The organism is Streptomyces sp. R41 (assembly GCF_041053055.1).
GTDB lineage: Bacteria > Actinomycetota > Actinomycetes > Streptomycetales > Streptomycetaceae > Streptomyces.
Window position 1 is genome coordinate 6,237,966 of the sequence record NZ_CP163443.1, and the last position, 15,218, is coordinate 6,253,183.

The 15,218-nt window shown below is 70.0% G+C and carries 20 protein-coding genes and 1 tRNA gene; 5 read left to right on the forward strand and 16 right to left on the reverse strand.

Annotated elements, in window-relative coordinates:
- Positions 1 to 13 precede the first annotated feature (13 nt).
- Positions 14 to 1,183 carry a barstar family protein gene (locus AB5J53_RS28610; protein WP_369248520.1) on the forward strand — a complete coding sequence of 390 codons (1,170 nt, stop codon included), beginning with the start codon at positions 14 to 16 and terminating at the stop codon, positions 1,181 to 1,183.
- 51 nt (positions 1,184 to 1,234) lie between these two features.
- The gene (locus AB5J53_RS28615; protein WP_369248521.1) at positions 1,235 to 1,801 is read left to right on the forward strand and encodes an SMI1/KNR4 family protein; all 567 of its coding nucleotides are present in this window, start codon (positions 1,235 to 1,237) and stop codon (positions 1,799 to 1,801) included.
- Between the two features lie 167 nt (positions 1,802 to 1,968).
- On the opposite strand, the gene AB5J53_RS28620 is transcribed toward AB5J53_RS28615, so the two are convergent.
- Complete coding sequence (locus AB5J53_RS28620; RefSeq protein ID WP_369248522.1) at positions 1,969 to 3,213, reverse strand: APC family permease; 1,245 nt, start codon at positions 3,211 to 3,213, stop codon at positions 1,969 to 1,971.
- Between the two features lie 191 nt (positions 3,214 to 3,404).
- Between AB5J53_RS28620 and AB5J53_RS28625 the strand changes: the two genes are divergently transcribed.
- On the forward strand, positions 3,405 to 3,671 hold the full coding sequence (locus AB5J53_RS28625; protein ID WP_189190376.1) for a GlsB/YeaQ/YmgE family stress response membrane protein: 267 nt from the start codon (positions 3,405 to 3,407) through the stop codon (positions 3,669 to 3,671).
- Between the two features lie 88 nt (positions 3,672 to 3,759).
- Here AB5J53_RS28625 and AB5J53_RS28630 read toward each other — a convergent pair whose 3' ends face one another.
- A complete protein-coding gene (locus tag AB5J53_RS28630) occupies positions 3,760 to 4,248 on the reverse strand; it encodes a YajQ family cyclic di-GMP-binding protein (RefSeq protein WP_028805132.1) in 489 nt (162 codons plus the stop codon).
- A gap of 224 nt (positions 4,249 to 4,472) precedes the next feature.
- Between AB5J53_RS28630 and AB5J53_RS28635 the strand changes: the two genes are divergently transcribed.
- Positions 4,473 to 4,554: transfer RNA gene (locus AB5J53_RS28635), tRNA-Tyr, on the forward strand.
- A gap of 178 nt (positions 4,555 to 4,732) precedes the next feature.
- Here AB5J53_RS28635 and AB5J53_RS28640 read toward each other — a convergent pair.
- The 5 genes from AB5J53_RS28640 to AB5J53_RS28660 form a co-directional block, all read right to left on the reverse strand.
- Positions 4,733 to 6,112, reverse strand: a complete 1,380-nt coding sequence (locus AB5J53_RS28640) for a site-specific integrase (RefSeq protein WP_369248523.1) — start codon at positions 6,110 to 6,112, stop codon at positions 4,733 to 4,735.
- A 61-nt stretch (positions 6,113 to 6,173) separates the two neighbouring features.
- Positions 6,174 to 6,365, reverse strand: coding sequence for a helix-turn-helix transcriptional regulator (locus tag AB5J53_RS28645; RefSeq protein ID WP_369248524.1), 192 nt, complete (start codon positions 6,363 to 6,365; stop codon positions 6,174 to 6,176).
- Positions 6,366 to 6,442: 77 nt separating this feature from the next.
- Positions 6,443 to 7,885: a phage/plasmid primase, P4 family gene (locus AB5J53_RS28650; protein WP_369248525.1), complete on the reverse strand. Its 1,443-nt coding sequence runs from the start codon at positions 7,883 to 7,885 to the stop codon at positions 6,443 to 6,445.
- The gene (locus AB5J53_RS28655; protein WP_369248526.1) at positions 7,882 to 8,295 is read right to left on the reverse strand and encodes a hypothetical protein; all 414 of its coding nucleotides are present in this window, start codon (positions 8,293 to 8,295) and stop codon (positions 7,882 to 7,884) included. Before AB5J53_RS28655 ends, AB5J53_RS28650 begins: the two co-directional genes overlap by 4 nt.
- A complete protein-coding gene (locus AB5J53_RS28660; protein WP_369248527.1) occupies positions 8,292 to 9,212 on the reverse strand; it encodes a bifunctional DNA primase/polymerase in 921 nt (306 codons plus the stop codon). Before AB5J53_RS28660 ends, AB5J53_RS28655 begins: the two co-directional genes overlap by 4 nt.
- A gap of 108 nt (positions 9,213 to 9,320) precedes the next feature.
- Here AB5J53_RS28660 and AB5J53_RS28665 point away from each other — a divergent pair, with 108 nt between their 5' ends.
- Positions 9,321 to 9,620: a hypothetical protein gene (locus AB5J53_RS28665; RefSeq protein WP_369248528.1), complete on the forward strand. Its 300-nt coding sequence runs from the start codon at positions 9,321 to 9,323 to the stop codon at positions 9,618 to 9,620.
- Between the two features lie 7 nt (positions 9,621 to 9,627).
- Here the strand turns inward: AB5J53_RS28665 and AB5J53_RS28670 are convergent, their stop codons facing one another.
- From AB5J53_RS28670 to AB5J53_RS28710, 9 genes are all read right to left on the reverse strand, one after another.
- Positions 9,628 to 10,092, reverse strand: coding sequence for a hypothetical protein (locus AB5J53_RS28670; RefSeq protein ID WP_369248529.1), 465 nt, complete (start codon positions 10,090 to 10,092; stop codon positions 9,628 to 9,630).
- Positions 10,093 to 10,295: 203 nt separating this feature from the next.
- The gene (locus tag AB5J53_RS28675) at positions 10,296 to 12,413 is read right to left on the reverse strand and encodes an ATP-binding protein (protein ID WP_369248530.1); all 2,118 of its coding nucleotides are present in this window, start codon (positions 12,411 to 12,413) and stop codon (positions 10,296 to 10,298) included.
- A 94-nt stretch (positions 12,414 to 12,507) separates the two neighbouring features.
- The gene (locus AB5J53_RS28680) at positions 12,508 to 12,744 is read right to left on the reverse strand and encodes a hypothetical protein (protein ID WP_369248531.1); all 237 of its coding nucleotides are present in this window, start codon (positions 12,742 to 12,744) and stop codon (positions 12,508 to 12,510) included.
- Between the two features lie 74 nt (positions 12,745 to 12,818).
- On the reverse strand, positions 12,819 to 13,136 hold the full coding sequence (locus AB5J53_RS28685) for a hypothetical protein (protein ID WP_369248532.1): 318 nt from the start codon (positions 13,134 to 13,136) through the stop codon (positions 12,819 to 12,821).
- 14 nt (positions 13,137 to 13,150) lie between these two features.
- A complete protein-coding gene (locus AB5J53_RS28690) occupies positions 13,151 to 13,369 on the reverse strand; it encodes a hypothetical protein (RefSeq protein WP_369248533.1) in 219 nt (72 codons plus the stop codon).
- A gap of 29 nt (positions 13,370 to 13,398) precedes the next feature.
- The gene (locus AB5J53_RS28695; protein ID WP_369252525.1) at positions 13,399 to 13,737 is read right to left on the reverse strand and encodes an RRQRL motif-containing zinc-binding protein; all 339 of its coding nucleotides are present in this window, start codon (positions 13,735 to 13,737) and stop codon (positions 13,399 to 13,401) included.
- On the reverse strand, positions 13,737 to 14,591 hold the full coding sequence (locus tag AB5J53_RS28700) for a protein spdB (RefSeq protein WP_369248534.1): 855 nt from the start codon (positions 14,589 to 14,591) through the stop codon (positions 13,737 to 13,739). Before AB5J53_RS28700 ends, AB5J53_RS28695 begins: the two co-directional genes overlap by 1 nt.
- Positions 14,588 to 14,851 (reverse strand): DUF6284 family protein, encoded by a 264-nt coding sequence (locus tag AB5J53_RS28705; RefSeq protein ID WP_369248535.1) that lies wholly within the window; start codon positions 14,849 to 14,851, stop codon positions 14,588 to 14,590. Before AB5J53_RS28705 ends, AB5J53_RS28700 begins: the two co-directional genes overlap by 4 nt.
- Before the next feature lie 98 nt (positions 14,852 to 14,949).
- Positions 14,950 to 15,159 (reverse strand): hypothetical protein, encoded by a 210-nt coding sequence (locus tag AB5J53_RS28710; RefSeq protein ID WP_369248536.1) that lies wholly within the window; start codon positions 15,157 to 15,159, stop codon positions 14,950 to 14,952.
- Positions 15,160 to 15,218: the final 59 nt, after the last annotated feature.

The following is a 15,218-nucleotide window of genomic DNA, read 5'->3' on the forward strand; positions in this document are numbered from 1 at the left end:
AGGTGGGCCGGGGGTGGAGCTGCCGAGGTACGTGCTGCTCTCGTACGACGCCGAGGCCGAGTTCAGCGGCGAGGACGGGTACGAGGAGACATGGGCCACGTGCGCGGACGCCGAGGGCCTCTTCGGCGATCCGCCCCCTCCCGCGCGCGGGACGTACGAACTGCTCGGATGCGTGCCGGAGGGCGAGTTGAGTACCGCTCTCGCACGCGCGCGTGCCGAGGGCTCGGCGCCGCTCGGCTCCCTCGCGCTGGAGACCCTCGACAAGAAGGGCGAGCGCGTCGGCGTGTGGCTGTGGCACTTGGAGGACGTACGCGTCCTCGGCGACCGCCCGTGCGCGCGTGACCTGTCGCTCCGCGACATCACCGTCGAGGCGTCCGAGTCCGAGGACAACGGGTCCGACTATCCGCAGTGCCCGCCGCTCTCCCCGGGCTACCGGCTGCTCGGCGCCGAGGAAGCCCCGTGGGGCACCTGCAAGGACTTGGCGCACGTCCGGTACGAACAGCGACCCGACCCCATGGAGCAGCCACCGCTGCGACTGCTGGGCTGCTTGCCTCGCGGAGCCCTCCAGAGGGCTCTGAACGCGGGCGAAGAGGACCTGGGGCACGCGAAGGTGCTGCGCCTCGACACGCACGGCCGTACCGTCCAGTCGGCCGTGGAGGGCGAACTCACCGCGTGGATCCCCTCCGCGCGCGGCCGCGGCCTGATCGACCTGACCGTCGAACCCTGGTCGGAGCGTCCACCGACCGCGGCCTCGGAGGTCTGGGACCTGTGGTGGGAGGGGCGCCCCTCCGAGCCCAATCTCTGGGCGCGGTGCAGCCCCAAGGGCCGTGACTTCTGGCTCAGCACGGCCCTGGAAAACCGCATGCACGGCGAGCCGGACAAGCCCCCGGGTATGACGTACCACCTCGACGGCCGCCACATCATCGACGAGCGCGGCTTCTTCTGCGCGCTCGGCGAAGCGGTGAACGGTCCCGGCGGGTACTTCGGCTGGGGCCTCGACGCCCTCAACGACTGCCTGCGCGGCCGCTGGGGTGCCGAGCCGCCGTTCACGCTGCTCTGGCACGACGCGGACGTCGCCCGCGCCTGCCTCGGCGTCACCCCCCACACCGGCTACCGCCCGCTGACCTTCGAAGAGCTGCTCGCCTTCTTCGCCGAAAAGCGCGTCGACGTCCGTCTGGCTTGAGGGTTGTCCACAGGCCGCCCGATTGTCAGTGGTGCGCTGCATCATGAACCCATGACCGAAATCGAGCAGTTGCTGGCACGGGTCGCTTCAGGCGCCCGCAACACCCGCCCGTGGGGCTGGCCTTCGCTCCCCGAGCCCGTGGACGCTGCCGCGCTCTCCCGCGCCGAGGCCGCCCTGGGCTTCGCCCTGCCGCCCCTGCTCGCCGCGCTCTACCTGCGTATAGGGGACGGCGGATTCGGTCCGGAATACGGCCTGTTGCCCCTGCTCGACGGCCCCCCGTCAGGTGAACCGGCGGTCGTTCCGCAGTATCTCGCCAACCGTGAGAGCGGCCGCAAGGACCCCGACTGGCCCTGGCCGGAGGGTGTCCTGCCGATATCCCACTGGGGCTGCGGAATGTACGCGTGCGTGGACTGCCAGAACCCCGAGGGCCCGGTCCTGCTCTTCGAGCCCAACGCCGACGAGGCCGACCACGCCTGGTACGTGGACGCACCCGACCTCGCGACCTGGCTGCACGCCTGGCTCGACGGCACGGGCTGGTATGAGGAGTCCAACGATGGTACGGACATGGCCCCTTGGGCCGACTTCCGCATACGCACGGCGGCGGCACAGGCGTCCTAGCCCACCCGTCCTGCCGCGAGGGCGGTGCGAGGGCGCAGGAGCGGGCGCCAGCGTCGGGCGCCGACGGTGGCTCGCCCCGACCTCGTGGTCGCCGCAAGCGGTGGCATGCGCCGTCCCCGTCCCCGTGGTCGCCGCAAACGGCGGCACGCCCCACCCGCCGTCGGCGGCTACCGCGCAGCCACCCACCGCCGTACGCCATACGCCATAGCACCCACCGCCAGCACCGCCGTGCCCACGACCACGGAAACCCCCGGCAGCGCGAACGCCAGCGTCACGCACCCGACGAGTCCCACCACCGGCCCAACCCGCGTTGCCGGAACCGAACTCAGCGTCCAGGCCGACGCGTTGGCCACCGCGTAGTACGCCAGTACCCCGAAGGAGGAGAACCCGATCGCGCCCCGCACGTCCACCGTCGCGGCCAGCGCCGCGACCACCACACCCACGGCCAGCTCCGCCCGGTGCGGCACGTGGAAGCGCGGATGTACGGCGGCCAGGCCGCCCGGCAGATGACCGTCGCGGGCCATGGCCAGCGTCGTCCGCGAGACGCCCAGGATCAGGGCGAGGAGTGAGCCGAGCGCGGCCACCGCGGCGCCCACCCGCACCAATGGCACGAGCCCCGGCACACCGGCCGCCCGCACCGCGTCGGCCAGCGGCGCTGCGGCATGCCCGAGCCCACCCGACCCGAGCACGGAAAGGACAGCCACCGACACCGCCGCGTACACCACGAGCGTGATGCCCAGGGCCAAGGGGATCGCGCGGGGGATGGTGCGCGCCGGATCCCGTACCTCCTCACCGAGCGTCGCGATCCGCGCGTATCCGGCGAACGCGAAGAACAGCAGCCCGGCCGCCTGAAGCACCCCGCCCGCGCCGGCGGAGACACCGATGTCCAGCCGTCCGGCGTCGGAGGCGCCCGAGCCGAGGCACACGACCACCACGGAAGCGAGGACCGCCAGGACCACCGCCACGATCGCCCGCGTCAGCCAGGCCGACTTCTGTACGCCGCCGTAGTTCACCGCGGTCAGGACCACCACGGCCGCGACCGCCACCGCGTGCGCCTGCCCCGGCCAGACATACGCGCCCACGGTGAGCGCCATCGCCGCGCAGGAGGCAGTCTTGCCGACGACGAAGGACCAGCCCGCCAGGTACCCCCAGAAGGCTCCGAGCCGCTCGCGCCCGTAGACATACGTGCCGCCGGAAGCGGGGTACAGGGCTGCCAGCCGGGCTGAGGACATTGCGTTGCAGTAGGCGACCACGGCGGCGACCGCGAGCCCGAGCAGCAGCCCGGACCCGGCTGCCCGCGCGGCGGGGCCCAGCGCCACGAAGATGCCGGCACCGACCATCGAGCCGAGCCCGATGACCACGGCGTCCCCGACGCCCAGGGTGCGCCGCAACTCGGAACCGGACTGTGTCATGCGCCGCACCCTACTGATCGCTGCAACCGACCGGCGCCGACGAGACGTCCTCCCCGGCAACGAGACAAGAACACCAGCACGACCGCCGGACTGCTCGAACTTGCCGGACTGCTCGAACTTGAAGGCATGGACACAGCCCGGCCGGAGCAGAAGCACAGCGCAGGCACAGCACGGAGAGGCAGGTTCACGGCATGAGCATCATCAGCTGGATCATTCTGGGACTGTTGGCCGGAGCCATCGCCAAATTCCTGCTGCCGGGCCGTGACCCGGGCGGTTTCATCGGCACGACCCTCATCGGCATCACGGGGGCCTTCATAGGCGGCTGGATCTCCGCGCGCTGGCTCGACCACCCGATCACCAAGCAGTTCTACGACGGCGCCACGTGGGCGGCCGCGATCGGCGGCTCGCTCGTCCTGCTCGTCCTCTACCGCATCCTGTTCGGCGACTCGCGCCGTTGAGCGCGCACCCCGAGGCCGCAGCCAGCAGGCGAGAAGGGTGGGCACCTCCGGGTGCCCGCCCTTCCTCGTACGCGCAACGAACCGACGGCTACCGGTAGTTCACGAACTGCAGCGCGAAGTCGAAGTCCTTGCCCTTGAGCAGCGCCTGCACGGCCTGCAGGTCGTCACGGCTCTTCGAGCTGACGCGCAGCTCGTCGCCCTGGACCTGCGCCTTCACGCCCTTCGGGCCCTCGTCGCGAATGATCTTCGCCACCTTCTTCGCGTTCTCCTGGGAGATGCCCTCCTCGATCGACGCGAAGATCTTGTACTCCTTGCCGGAGAGCTGGGGCTCACCGGCGTCCAGCGCCTTCAGCGAGATGCCGCGCTTGATCAGCTTGGTCTCGAACACATCGAGGATGGCCTTCACCCGCTCCTCGGAGTTCGCTTCCATCAGGATCTTCTCGCCGGACCAGGAGATGGAGGCGCCGACGTTCTTGAAGTCGTAGCGCTGCGAGATCTCCTTGGCGGCCTGGTTGAGGGCGTTGTCGACCTCCTGCCGCTCGACCTTCGAGACGATGTCGAAACTGGAGTCGGCCATGTCCTGTGGCTCCTTGTATCGGGGTGCGGATCGGGGTGCATGGAGATGCATGGGGGCGGCCGTCGAGCCCGCCACCGGTCCCGGGCCGCATCCGCATAAGCCTAGCCACCCCCTCCCCTCCAAGCGCCGATCAATGGGGTGGCGAAGCACCCCCGGGCATCAGGTATCGTTTACGTCGTTGCCAGCGAGCACCGCCAAAAAGCGGGTCTCAAGGCAGCAACCCCGGCGGTGTGCCCGAGCGGCCAAAGGGAGCAGACTGTAAATCTGCCGGCTCAGCCTTCCCAGGTTCGAATCCTGGCGCCGCCACACGAAGGTAGACCCCCTCCGATCTGCGGAAACGTAGATCGGAGGGGGTCTCTTTGTTATCGAACACGATCTTTCCGCTGGAATCGAAAAAGGGTGACTTGTCTCACCCGGTCTCGCCCGGATCCCACTCCTGATCAGCCTGTGTCCCCCAGGCGTCCCCCGGGGGACGGACGGGCGGTCACTCCGGCTCGTTCCACTCGCGCAGGGCGACGTCTATCCGGCGGTTGGCTCGCTCCTGCGTTTGGGCGAGCACCTTCGCGTACACCCTGAACAGCACGGCGATCGTGTGGCCTGCTCGCCGGGCGCACTCCATGGGGTCCACGCCTGAGCTGAGCCAGAACGAGACTCCGGCGTGACGCAGGTCGTAGGGCCGCCGCGCGATCAGAGATGCGGCCTCCGCCTCTGTGAGCACTTTTTCCCGAGCCTTTGCCCAGACCTCCCCGTAGCCGGTTTCTTGCAGCAGGCCCCCGCGGCTGGTCCGAAACAGCCGTCCGTCGGGCGCCGTGCCTTGGGTGGCAATGTGCTGCCGGAGCTGCCGGACGAAGTGGGGAGGGATCGGCACCGGTCGCGAGTCCTTCTCAGCCCTGGCCTTCAGGTGCCGGGCCTGGTGCGCCGTCCCGTCATCCGTCCAGCTCCGGCCGGCCCGCACCACGCCCTGCCGCAGGGTCAGCGTGCCCCAGCCCTTCTCCGGCAAGTCGCACTGCGTCGCAAGGAGCGCTGCGGCCTCGGCCGGTCGCATCGCGGCGTAGTAGAGGCACCCGAAGAATGCCTCAAGATGCTCACCGCGAGCCCCCTGAGCGCGCACCCCGGCAAGGAGTGCCCGAACCTGCCGCGGGTTGGCGACGCTTTCAGGGTCGACCTCTTCCGCCGACTTCGGGGCGGTCCACTTCACAGTGGTGAGCGGGTTGACCGGTGTCACGAAGTACTGCTCTTCCACGGCAAACCCGAGGACGTCACTCAGGCAGGCTCGCTTGCGCTTTACTGTGCGGGCCGCAGCCGCTTTGCCATCGAGCTTCAACGCCAAGGCATCGAGCGCGAGCCGGACGGTTGCGGGATCTTCCAGGGCGCCGATGGATACCGAGTTCTTGGCCATCCAGCGGAGCGCGCGGTCAACGTCCTCCGGTGGCTCCTCGGTCCAGCGGTTCCGGTTGTAGGCCCACCCGTACAGGGCCTGCCGCAGGAGGCGGGTCTCGGGCATGCCTGCTCGGGTCCTGACAAGAGCAGGCGTGATGGTGGCCAACGCGTCCGCGTAGTTCCTCCGTGACTTCGCGGGCGCCGCGGTCCACTTCCGGTCGATGTACGCGCGGGTGTGCTCGTACCAGGTCACTGCGCCCTGTTTCGCGCGGAGTTCGGAGACGGGGAGGCCCGTCTCTTCGTCGAATTGCTCGCCCCGCCGCACGGCGGACATCAGCTCGGAGCGCCTGCCGTCCGCCTGTGCCTTGAGTTGGTAGCTCTTGGAGTGCTTGCGCTCCCCGACCAACCAGCGCAATCGGTAGGGCTTCGGTCGGTCCCTGCGTACTTCGAGCGAGTACAGGCGTACGTCGTAGGTGAGTGCCACGGGTCTCCCATTGAAAAGGGCCCGCCGGTTGGCGAGCCCTTGGTTGATTCACGAGGTTTGCTCAGGCTGCGGCGCGCTCTTCGCAGCGTTCCCACCACGCGTCCAGGTCGGCGCGGCTGACGCGGAGTTGGCCGTTGGGGAGCTTCTGGAGGCGGGGGGCCTGGCCGCGAGCGCGCATGCGGTAGAAGGCGGCGCGGCTCATCTTGATCTCTGCGAGGACTTCGGGGAGCTTGAGCTTCTGGGGGCGGGCCATTGCACTCCTTCGGGAAGGGGCGTTCTGGGGGTGGGAGAGTTCGAGTGACATTCCTCTGAGTCGCGACTCATCGGCACTCAGCGGCACTCAGAGGGGTCTTGAGACGCGATGAGTCGCGACTCAGGCAAATGTGTTTCGCACTGGGCGAGGGTGATCCCGTTGTAGGTGACCACCTGCCGACCGTACGGGTCGCGGGGTCGGGTGCGGTTGAGTTGCGGGACGACGGACAGCAGGTTGCGGCCGAACACCTGCTTCGTGCCGGGGCGGACGCCGTTGTCCTCGGCCCACTCCCGCCAGACCGCCCACAGCGCATCGACGGGCACGCTGCATGCCGGTCCGGTGGTGCAGCGTTCGCGGATGAATGCGCTGGTGGGTGAGGCGGTGTCCTGCATGGTGGTGACCGCTTCGCGGCTGGAGGGCGGCTCGGTGATCCGCCCGGTGCGCTGGAGACGGGCGAGTCCTTCCAGTGCCCAGTTGAGGATGCCGGGCATCTCTGCGGTGAGGCGGTCGGTGAGGGTGGTGTCTTCCTTGCCAAGCCACGACACCCGCATGTTGAGCAGCACGAACCGTTTGGCAATGACCCCGGATGAGTCACCGAAGTGCGGCAACTCGTTGGAAAGAATCATCAGCCGCGAGGGCAGTTTGCCCGTCCACGGTTCGCGGTACTTGCGGTCAATGTCGATCGTGTCGTCACCGGAGATCGTCAACAGCCGCTCCACAACCTGGCTGTTGTCGTTGCCGGAAAGCCGGGCGTCCGAGATGACTGCGAGGGGCTTGCCGACCAGCGTGGACAGACCGAAGTTCGTACCGAGGCCGGCAAGGGTCGGCCCGGCCAGGTTCTCCTTTCCAACCAGCTCTTTCAGCACGCGGGCGATGGTGCCCTTACCGGAGCGGGAGGGGCCGACGATGAGCAGGATCTTCTGCTGGTCGGTGCGCCCGGAGAGGATGTAGCCGAACCATTCTTGAAGCGCGTTGACGGCGTCGGGGTCGTCGGGCCAGACCTGCGCCAAAAAGCGTTGCCACGTTGGCGCACTCGCGTCGGGGTCGTAGGCGAACGGCACGGAGACGAGGTTGAAGAACTCGGGACCGTGCGGCAGCAGCGCACGGTCCCGGATCCGCAATAGCCCGTTCTGGCAGGCGACGATGGGGCCTTGGTCCTGCCCGGTGGCGCCCTGGTCGTCGATCCATGCGGGCGTGTCGGTGTCGGTGGGCAGGAGGGTGATGGCTCCGAGGGCGTCGAGCAGGTTGCCGATCTTCTGCTTGGTGGGTGCCCAGTCGCGTTCCTCGGTCTGCCCGTCCTTGCCAGGGGACTGGTAGACGGTGTGTTCGAGGCGGGTGTACATGGCGGCGCGGATCTGCGCTTCGTCCACCTCGCGCCAGCAGGAGCCGTTCCAGCGCATCCATGACGCTCGCCAGCGCCGACACATGAGCCGTCCGTCCTCGGTCTGCCAGTCGGGCAGCAGCCGGCGGGCGACGGCCAGGGGGTTGGCGGGCGGGGGTAGTTCTTCGGTCTCGGTCATGCGGCGGTCCTCCCTTCCGAGAGCGGGGTGGGTGTGCCGGTGCAGGCGTTTTTGTGGGCGTCGTAGTCGGCGATCAGGGTGGCCACGGCGTGGGATCCGCGGGCGGTGCGGGTTTGTCCGCAGGTGCAGGCGTAGGTGGCGTTCGGGGTGTCGCCGTGCCGTTTGGACCAGCGGGCTCCGTCGTCGTGGGAGCGGTAGACGGGCGGGGCGTAGATGCGGATGCCGGGCTGATCCGGCGTGGGGTTCTCGCTGTCGTGGCGTCCCTGGGCGGCGGGGAATCGCTTGGAACGGGGAAGAGCAGAAATGACGCCCTGACGGGCGGCGTCTTTCGGTTCGCCCGCTGCGGGCTGTGGCGGGCCCTGTACGGCGCCCTGAGGGCTGTTGGTGGGCTTATCGGATGCTTTGGTCATGCTGCAGGCCCCTGGGCGGTCTGGAGGCCGTTGGCGACAGCGCGTCGGGCGTAGGGCTCAGGGACGCCGACGGAGACGGCGGCGGCCACGATCTCTTCCCCGATCACGGTCAACCCGCAGGGGCCGGGGCAGCGTTCGTGCTGGACGGCGACGAACCGCGCCACCCCGAAGGCCTGCGATCCGGCGCCGGATTCGGTGCGGCTCTGTACGAGGGTCAGGCCTCGGTCGAGGCCGGTGCGGACGTATCGCTCGGTGTGACGGCATCCTGCCGCAACCGTGTGATCCCAGGTGGCGCGTCCGAGGTGGGAAGAGACCACCTTGCCCGGGGCGGGGGTGGTGTCTTCCTTCACGACCAGCGCGCGGACGGAGTCCGGCACGGCGGTGATGCGGCCGGTGCCAGGTCCGAGCCAACGGACGTACTGCATGGACGACTTGACGTCCACGCCGGGCCGGACCGCGTTGGCGGAGCGCATGGCGCCCCGGAAGAGCCAGTGCTCGCCCCGCGTGGTCGGCACGATCCGGGTGGCGGGCAGGCTCTCGCGGGCCCATGCGATGGCTGCCGGGTTGTCGAGGTCGACCACGGTCACCCCGGCCCCGCCGGGGTGGTAGGCGACCGCCACGGCCTGACGCCACGCCGGCGCCCACGCGGGCGAGGCGAGGATGCGCGGGTCGGTAGTGGCCGCGGCCCACGCGTGGCAGGGGGCGGGGCACTGGCAGGGACCCGCGTTCCTCATGTTCGGCCGGCCTCCGCAGGCGCCGTTGGCGCAGGCGCGGCAGTTCCCGAACGGCACCTTCCCCGCCCGGAGCGGCAGGGGCGGAACGCCGGCCGCCGCGAGGTTCAGTGCGGTCCGCAGGTGATCGGGCAGCGCACGCTGTTGTAAGCCGGGTGCTCGCCGAATGTCGGTGGGTTGGGTCATGCTGGAGACCTCCACAGGTCTGTAGTGGGCTGGTGGACGAGGGCGGCCCGGGACTTTGGCGAGAAGCGGGCCGCCCTGTCTGCTGCCGGATGAGGCAAAGGGGATGTCGTGGCCGGGGACCTGATCAGTGCGCGTCTGCAGGAGAGAATCCGGCGTGACTTTCCGGATGCCGACGTTGCGCGGGGAGTTGTTGGTGGCCTGCGTGTGCTGGCGGTCGAACTCGAAGACTCGCGGCAGAGCTCTGAGCGGCTCATGGCTGCGGCTGTGTTGATCGCTGCTGGAGACGTCGACCGGTTTCGTTCGGCGGTCCGCCTGGCACGGGCAGACTGGCGTGATCTGCTCATGGCTGGAGAGTTGGGTCATGAGGACTGGCCGCAGGTGCTGGATGAGGAACTGGGTCCCCGGTAGTTGCTCGTCAGCCGTGGAAGTGGTTGCGCTTGATCACGGCCTTGCGGATGTTGACCGTGGTTCCGCCGCTGTGGTCGCTTGCGCTGAAGATCTGGATGGCGATCCAGCCGCCGAAGATGACGGCGGCGAGGATGATGAGCTGGTGGACGAACGCGGCCAGGGCCGCGATGAACGTGGTGAGCAGGACCAGACCACCGCACACCGCGCCGAACCCGATGCCTCCGAGGGCGATGTTCACCGCCGCGCGGGAGACGGGCGGCTTGACGGCGAGCGGTTCGGGCTGGGCGGGGTTTATGGCGTAGCCGGTGACGACCCGTCCGTCCGGAAGGACCACGCTCGCCACGGCTGGGACGCTGCCGGGCTGCATGGGCGCGAGCGGCGCCGGCGTCACGACGGCGGGGGTGATCGGGGTGGGGCGGTGGACTTCCACGGCGGTCACGGGGCCGCTGTTGGTGGGGTGTGCGGGGTACATGCGGAATCCCTTCCGGTGCACGGTCGGGGAGGCGGAGCCACCCTCTTGGGGATGGCTGTGGAGGGGGTCTTCGGGGGTCTGACCTGCGGGCCTCCCCGCCTCCCTGAAGCGGTGTTTTCGCTGATCAACGCGGGGGAGGCGGTCCGGGGAGGCGGTTGGGGAGTTCTCCCCGCCTCCCCGATGTGAGGGAGGCTTCGCTCCCCCTATTCGCCGGCAGAAGCGGAACCGTGGGCGTCGCGGTTGACGATGGCCCGGAGGACGTGGTCCTTGTGGACGACCATGCGTCCGTGCGATTTCTTCGGCTCCTCGCCTTCCGCCTCCATGACCCGCTTGAGGTCGCCGTTCGTCCAGCCGCCGTAGGCGTCCTCGTTGAGGGCGGCGAGCCGCTTGAGGACGTCGCCGGTGAGCAGGCGCGGCTTGTCTCCGAGGGCGGCGGCGATGTCGGCGAGCGGGTCGCGCTCCTCGCCCCGCTCGATGACGTGCAGGGTGGTGACCCCGTCCCGCAGGGCCTTGGCCCGGTCGGCGATGGCGTAGGCCTCTTCGGTGTCGATGTAGTGCGTGCGCACGGTGATGGAGGCCTGTCCGGCGGGAATGTCGATGCCGTCGGACGCGACGACGACCGTGCCCTTGTCGAGACCGGGCCGCAGCAGGTTCGGCGCGGCGCCGCCGTCGACGGCCTTGTCCCCGAGCGCCATGCGCGCCTGTGACTCGGTGCCGAGGGCGAGGGAGGCGCGGGTGTGGGCGCCCTCGCGGACCAGCTTGGGCAGGTTCTCGTTCGTCGGGTCCTGAGTGCCCTGCCACATCAGGACGTTGACCGCACGCCCCTGGTTGTGGATCTTCCGGACGGCCATGAAGTACCGGGAGTTGGCCTTGGACCCGCCGTAGGGCCGCTTGTCCTCGTCCTTGGCCGGGCACATGAACGCGACCTGCGCCTCGTCGACCAGCACGATCAGCGGCGGGAACACCGTGCCGGGCGGGGCCTGGAGACGCCGGTTCATCTCGTCCACGGCACCTTCGGCCATCTCGGTCACCTGCATGACGTGCTCGTCCGTCGGGCCCTCGATGAGTGTCGTGGCCAGTCCGTCGAACATCCGCCAGTCGCCGGCGCCCTTCAGGTCGCCCATGAGGAACTGCACCGACCGGTCCAGCGCCAGCCACAGCGCCAACGCCCGCAGGGCGGCGGTCTTGCCCTGGTTGGACAGACCCGTGATCAGGAGGTGGCGCTGATACAGACTCAGGGCCGCCGCGTCGCCCCGCAGGTCCTCTCCCCAGGGGGCGCGGCCCTTGGCGTAGTCGGCGGTCAGGGTGTCGTCGGTGGTGAGCGGGGACGGGCCGATCGGCTCGTCCAGCGCCCCGGAGTCGGCGACCCACAGTCGGACGGTGCGGGCCGCCTGCGGGATGGTGATGAACACTTCGTGCTCGTGCCGGGTGAGGTTCTCCGCGAGCTTGCGGCGCCGGTTCTGCACCTCGATCGTGGACACCCCGGACGGGAGCGTGACGTCGACCTCCACACCGCATCCCGCGATCCGGATCGGGCCCAGCATCGACGCGCCGGCGTCACCCATCTCCTTGATCGCGTTCCGCAGCGCGGGCACCCCGAGGTCGCGCAGGGCCTTGACCACGATCGACGGTGTGATCGGCTCGCCCTCGCTGTTGCGGACGTTGTCGGGCAGGGCCCATGCCGGTGCGGCCTGCTGGTGCCGGCCGATGGCCCACAGGGCGAGCAGGGCGAGGAACGGGCCGATCATGAGGGCCGGACCCCACACCACTTGAACGATGGTGATGAGCAGGTTGATGAAGTCCACCGTCGCCATCAGCGGGGTGACGACGTCCGTGACGTCCTTCGTCGCGATGGCCATGACGACTCCGAGGGCGACCAGCGATGCGATGCCCATGCCGGTGCTGACAGCAACTCCCTTGGCGGCATCGATCGGGGAGTGCAGGAGGTCCATGCGGCGGCGGTGGCGTGCCTCGCGGAAGTGTTGCCCGCGCTCCTCCCACTCGGCAGCCACCTCGTAGTTCCCCGCGGCTTCCGCCGCGCGGAACATCCGCTCGTAGCGGGAGGCGGTCCGTCCGTCCCACGTCCGCTTGGCTGCGATCTTCGCACCGCCGGCCACGTAGAGGGTGTGGCGGGCAACCGCGCGAGCAGTCGTCTTGGTGGTCTCGTGCGTGACCACGGTCTTGACCGCCCGACCCGAGCGCACCCACAGCGGCACGGACGCGGTCGGTGCCGGGTCGGGGACCACGGTCAGCGTGGTCACGGTGGCCGGCTCGGCAGACGGTTCGGTGTTCTTGTGCAGGTGAACGACGTTCTCGCTCATGGTTGGAGACACTCCTGACTGCCCCGTGTCCGGGGTGAAGGTGAAGGGGAGGCCACCCCCGCCCGGCAGCGGTGCGGGCGAGGGATTGCGCTGATCAGCGGCTGTGCCGGGCGCGGTTCTCCGCCCGGCTGAGCTGGGACGGGCCGGTGCGCGGGCCGTCGAACCAGCAGAACGGGCGGATGCCGTCGGCAGCGGTGAAGGTGCGGATGGCGGCGCCCGCCGGGGCATCGGGCAGGGCGTAGACGCGCCCGCCGTCGAGAGAAGCCAGCAATCGGGCGGCGTGGTGCTCGCACCCATCGGCCCCGGCATTGAAGGCATCCAGCACCGTCACCGCCACCGGTCCGCTACAGGGGGTCGGGTCCTCGGGGTGAGCAGCGGGGCAACGAGGCTCCGCCGGCGCCACGGTCACCACCACCCGGAGGACTTCTTGGCGGCCTTGGCGGCGGCGGCCTCGTTCACGACCCGCTGCCGTTCCACCTGGAGCGCGGTGATCTCCGCGATGAGCCGGGTCTCGGCCGCACTCCACGCCGTCTCCACCTTCCGGTCGGCGCGTGCGGTGCTGTTGCCCCGGGCGACCTTGATCGTGCCGGTGGCCAGGGCGCGGACGATCGCCCGCCGCTCGGGACCGCTGAGCGGCCACATCTCACGCTCCCGGACCGCTTCGAGCTTGCGGTTCGCCTCACGGATCCCGCGGTCCAGACGGCGGGTGTCGGGCTTGCCCATGGTCAATCCCTCCGTCAGGCCTGCGGGGCGAGGATGAGGTGGATGTCGGCGAGCCGGCCCGTCGTGCCCTGCTCACCGAGCCAGGCGCCAACCTCCCGCTGGACGCGACTCCAGCAGTAGTCGAGCGGGACGGTGATGGTGCCGTGGGCGAACGCGCGGCCCTGGCCGGGCACGGTCACCCAGGCATGCCACGCGTAACTGATGGTGCGGGGAACAGCATCGGTGCTGGTCACAGCGGAACTCCTCGGAGAGGTCGGGGTGTTCATGCGGCGCGCTGGTCGTCGGGGAAGGCGCAGGGCGCGCAAGACCCGAGCGAGGCCGGGATGACGTAACCCGCATCGCGACGGCAGGCGGGGCAGGTGCGGCGGGCAGCGTTGGCCTTGGCCAGCGCCGCCCACTTCGCCGCCGTCATGGGCCGGACAGGTTGGGCGAGGTCGACCCGGTAGAGGTAGGCGACCAGCGGCCCACGGCGGCGGCGCGGCCGTTCGAGCTGAGCGGCCACCTGTTGACCGCCGGGGCGCAGACCGCGCGCCCGGAGCTGACGGCGGGTGGCATAGCCGTCCGGGGCGAGGCGCCACCGGAACACCGGCAGCGCCGCCATCACGCCACGCGCTTCCACGCCGCGCGGAGGCGGACCTCGGAGGCGGAGTGGCCGGCCGCGCGGAAGCGGGTGGCCATCTCGCGGTAGGACAGGGCAGGGGTTTCGCTGTGCCGGATCTCGTCGACCAGTGCGTCAAGCGCCGCGTCGGTGAGCGCGGGCGCCGCGTCCAGGGTGAACACGGGCTCGATGGGGCCCCAGACGGGCAGTTGCCACCGGGGTGCGACGTCGGGTGTGACGCGGTTCGTCACGCTGGTCAGTGCCCTGCCGGTGTCCTCGCCCTCCCGCACGGTCTCCAGCGTCGACCAGGCCCGCGAGAGGGTCTGTGCGGTCTTGGCCTGGACGCGGGCGACGCGGGCGCCGGCCTGCGTCACGGCCGTCAACCGGGTCTCCTCCGTGACCGCTTCGGCCCGGAGCCGGGCGCGGGCCACGGCGGCTTCGTCGCGGGCTTCCTGCTGGATGCCGCGGATCGCTCCGAGCGCGTTCGGGGTGAGCGCGGTGCGCTCCCACAGGCCGTGCACCAGCCACAGCGCTTTGGCCGCGATGGGCAGCCAGGCCACGGCCAGCCAGGCGCCGGTGGACTCTTCAGCGGTGAGCGCGTGCGCCACGAGGACGCCGGCCGCGATCAGGCCGAAGGACCAGCCGACACCGGTCACAGCGCGGTTGTGGTCGCCCTGTGCGGCGAGGCGGCGTTCGTAGGCGAGAGTGGCCAGCCATCCGCCGTCGATCCCGAGACCGACGACCAAGGCGACAGGCCACGGCATCGCCGTGCCCAGCCACATCACGACCACAGCCAGAGTGAGCACCATGGACACCGCCGTCATCGCGACGGCGGGAAAAACGGTCTTGGCCCTCACGCGGCACCGCCCGCCGTGGTGGTGGCGCGGTTGGCCAGCTCGCGTCGGGCGGTCAGCACCCGGCGGTGGGCCCGGCGGATGCGGCGGGCGTCCAGCTCGGTGGGCGTGCGGTCCAGGGTGATGATCTGTGCGTCCAGCAGGTCGATGTCCGCCGTGATGACGGGCATCTCGCGTTCGATCGCGTCCAGCTCCGCATCCGTCGGTTCGATCCAGTCGGCGAACGCGGTAACAGCCTCTTGAACAGTGACGATGTGCTGCATGGGTCGTGTTCCTCTCGAAGGTGGTACGGCCCGAAAGCGCCCCCGGAGTTGCCGCTCCGGGGGCGCGCGCCGTGTGAGGTGGTGGTCTGGTGCCGCCGTCAGTGCTGGCGGCGGTTGTCCACGGTGTTGTTGGAGCCCATGACCGAGTTGGTGACCGTCACGTTCTTGCCGATCACCCCGTTGTTGACCCGACCGGCAGAGCCGTTCTTCGGGGCCTTGGGCCTGGGGGTCTTGCTGTCTGACGTGACGCTCATGTCGACGCCAGCGAGGTTGACGTCACCGTCATCGGTGTAAGAGATGCCGCCCATAAGGGCTCCCTTCGGATGAGAGTCGGGACTGTCCCGGCTCCCCGTCACCGCACCTGCGA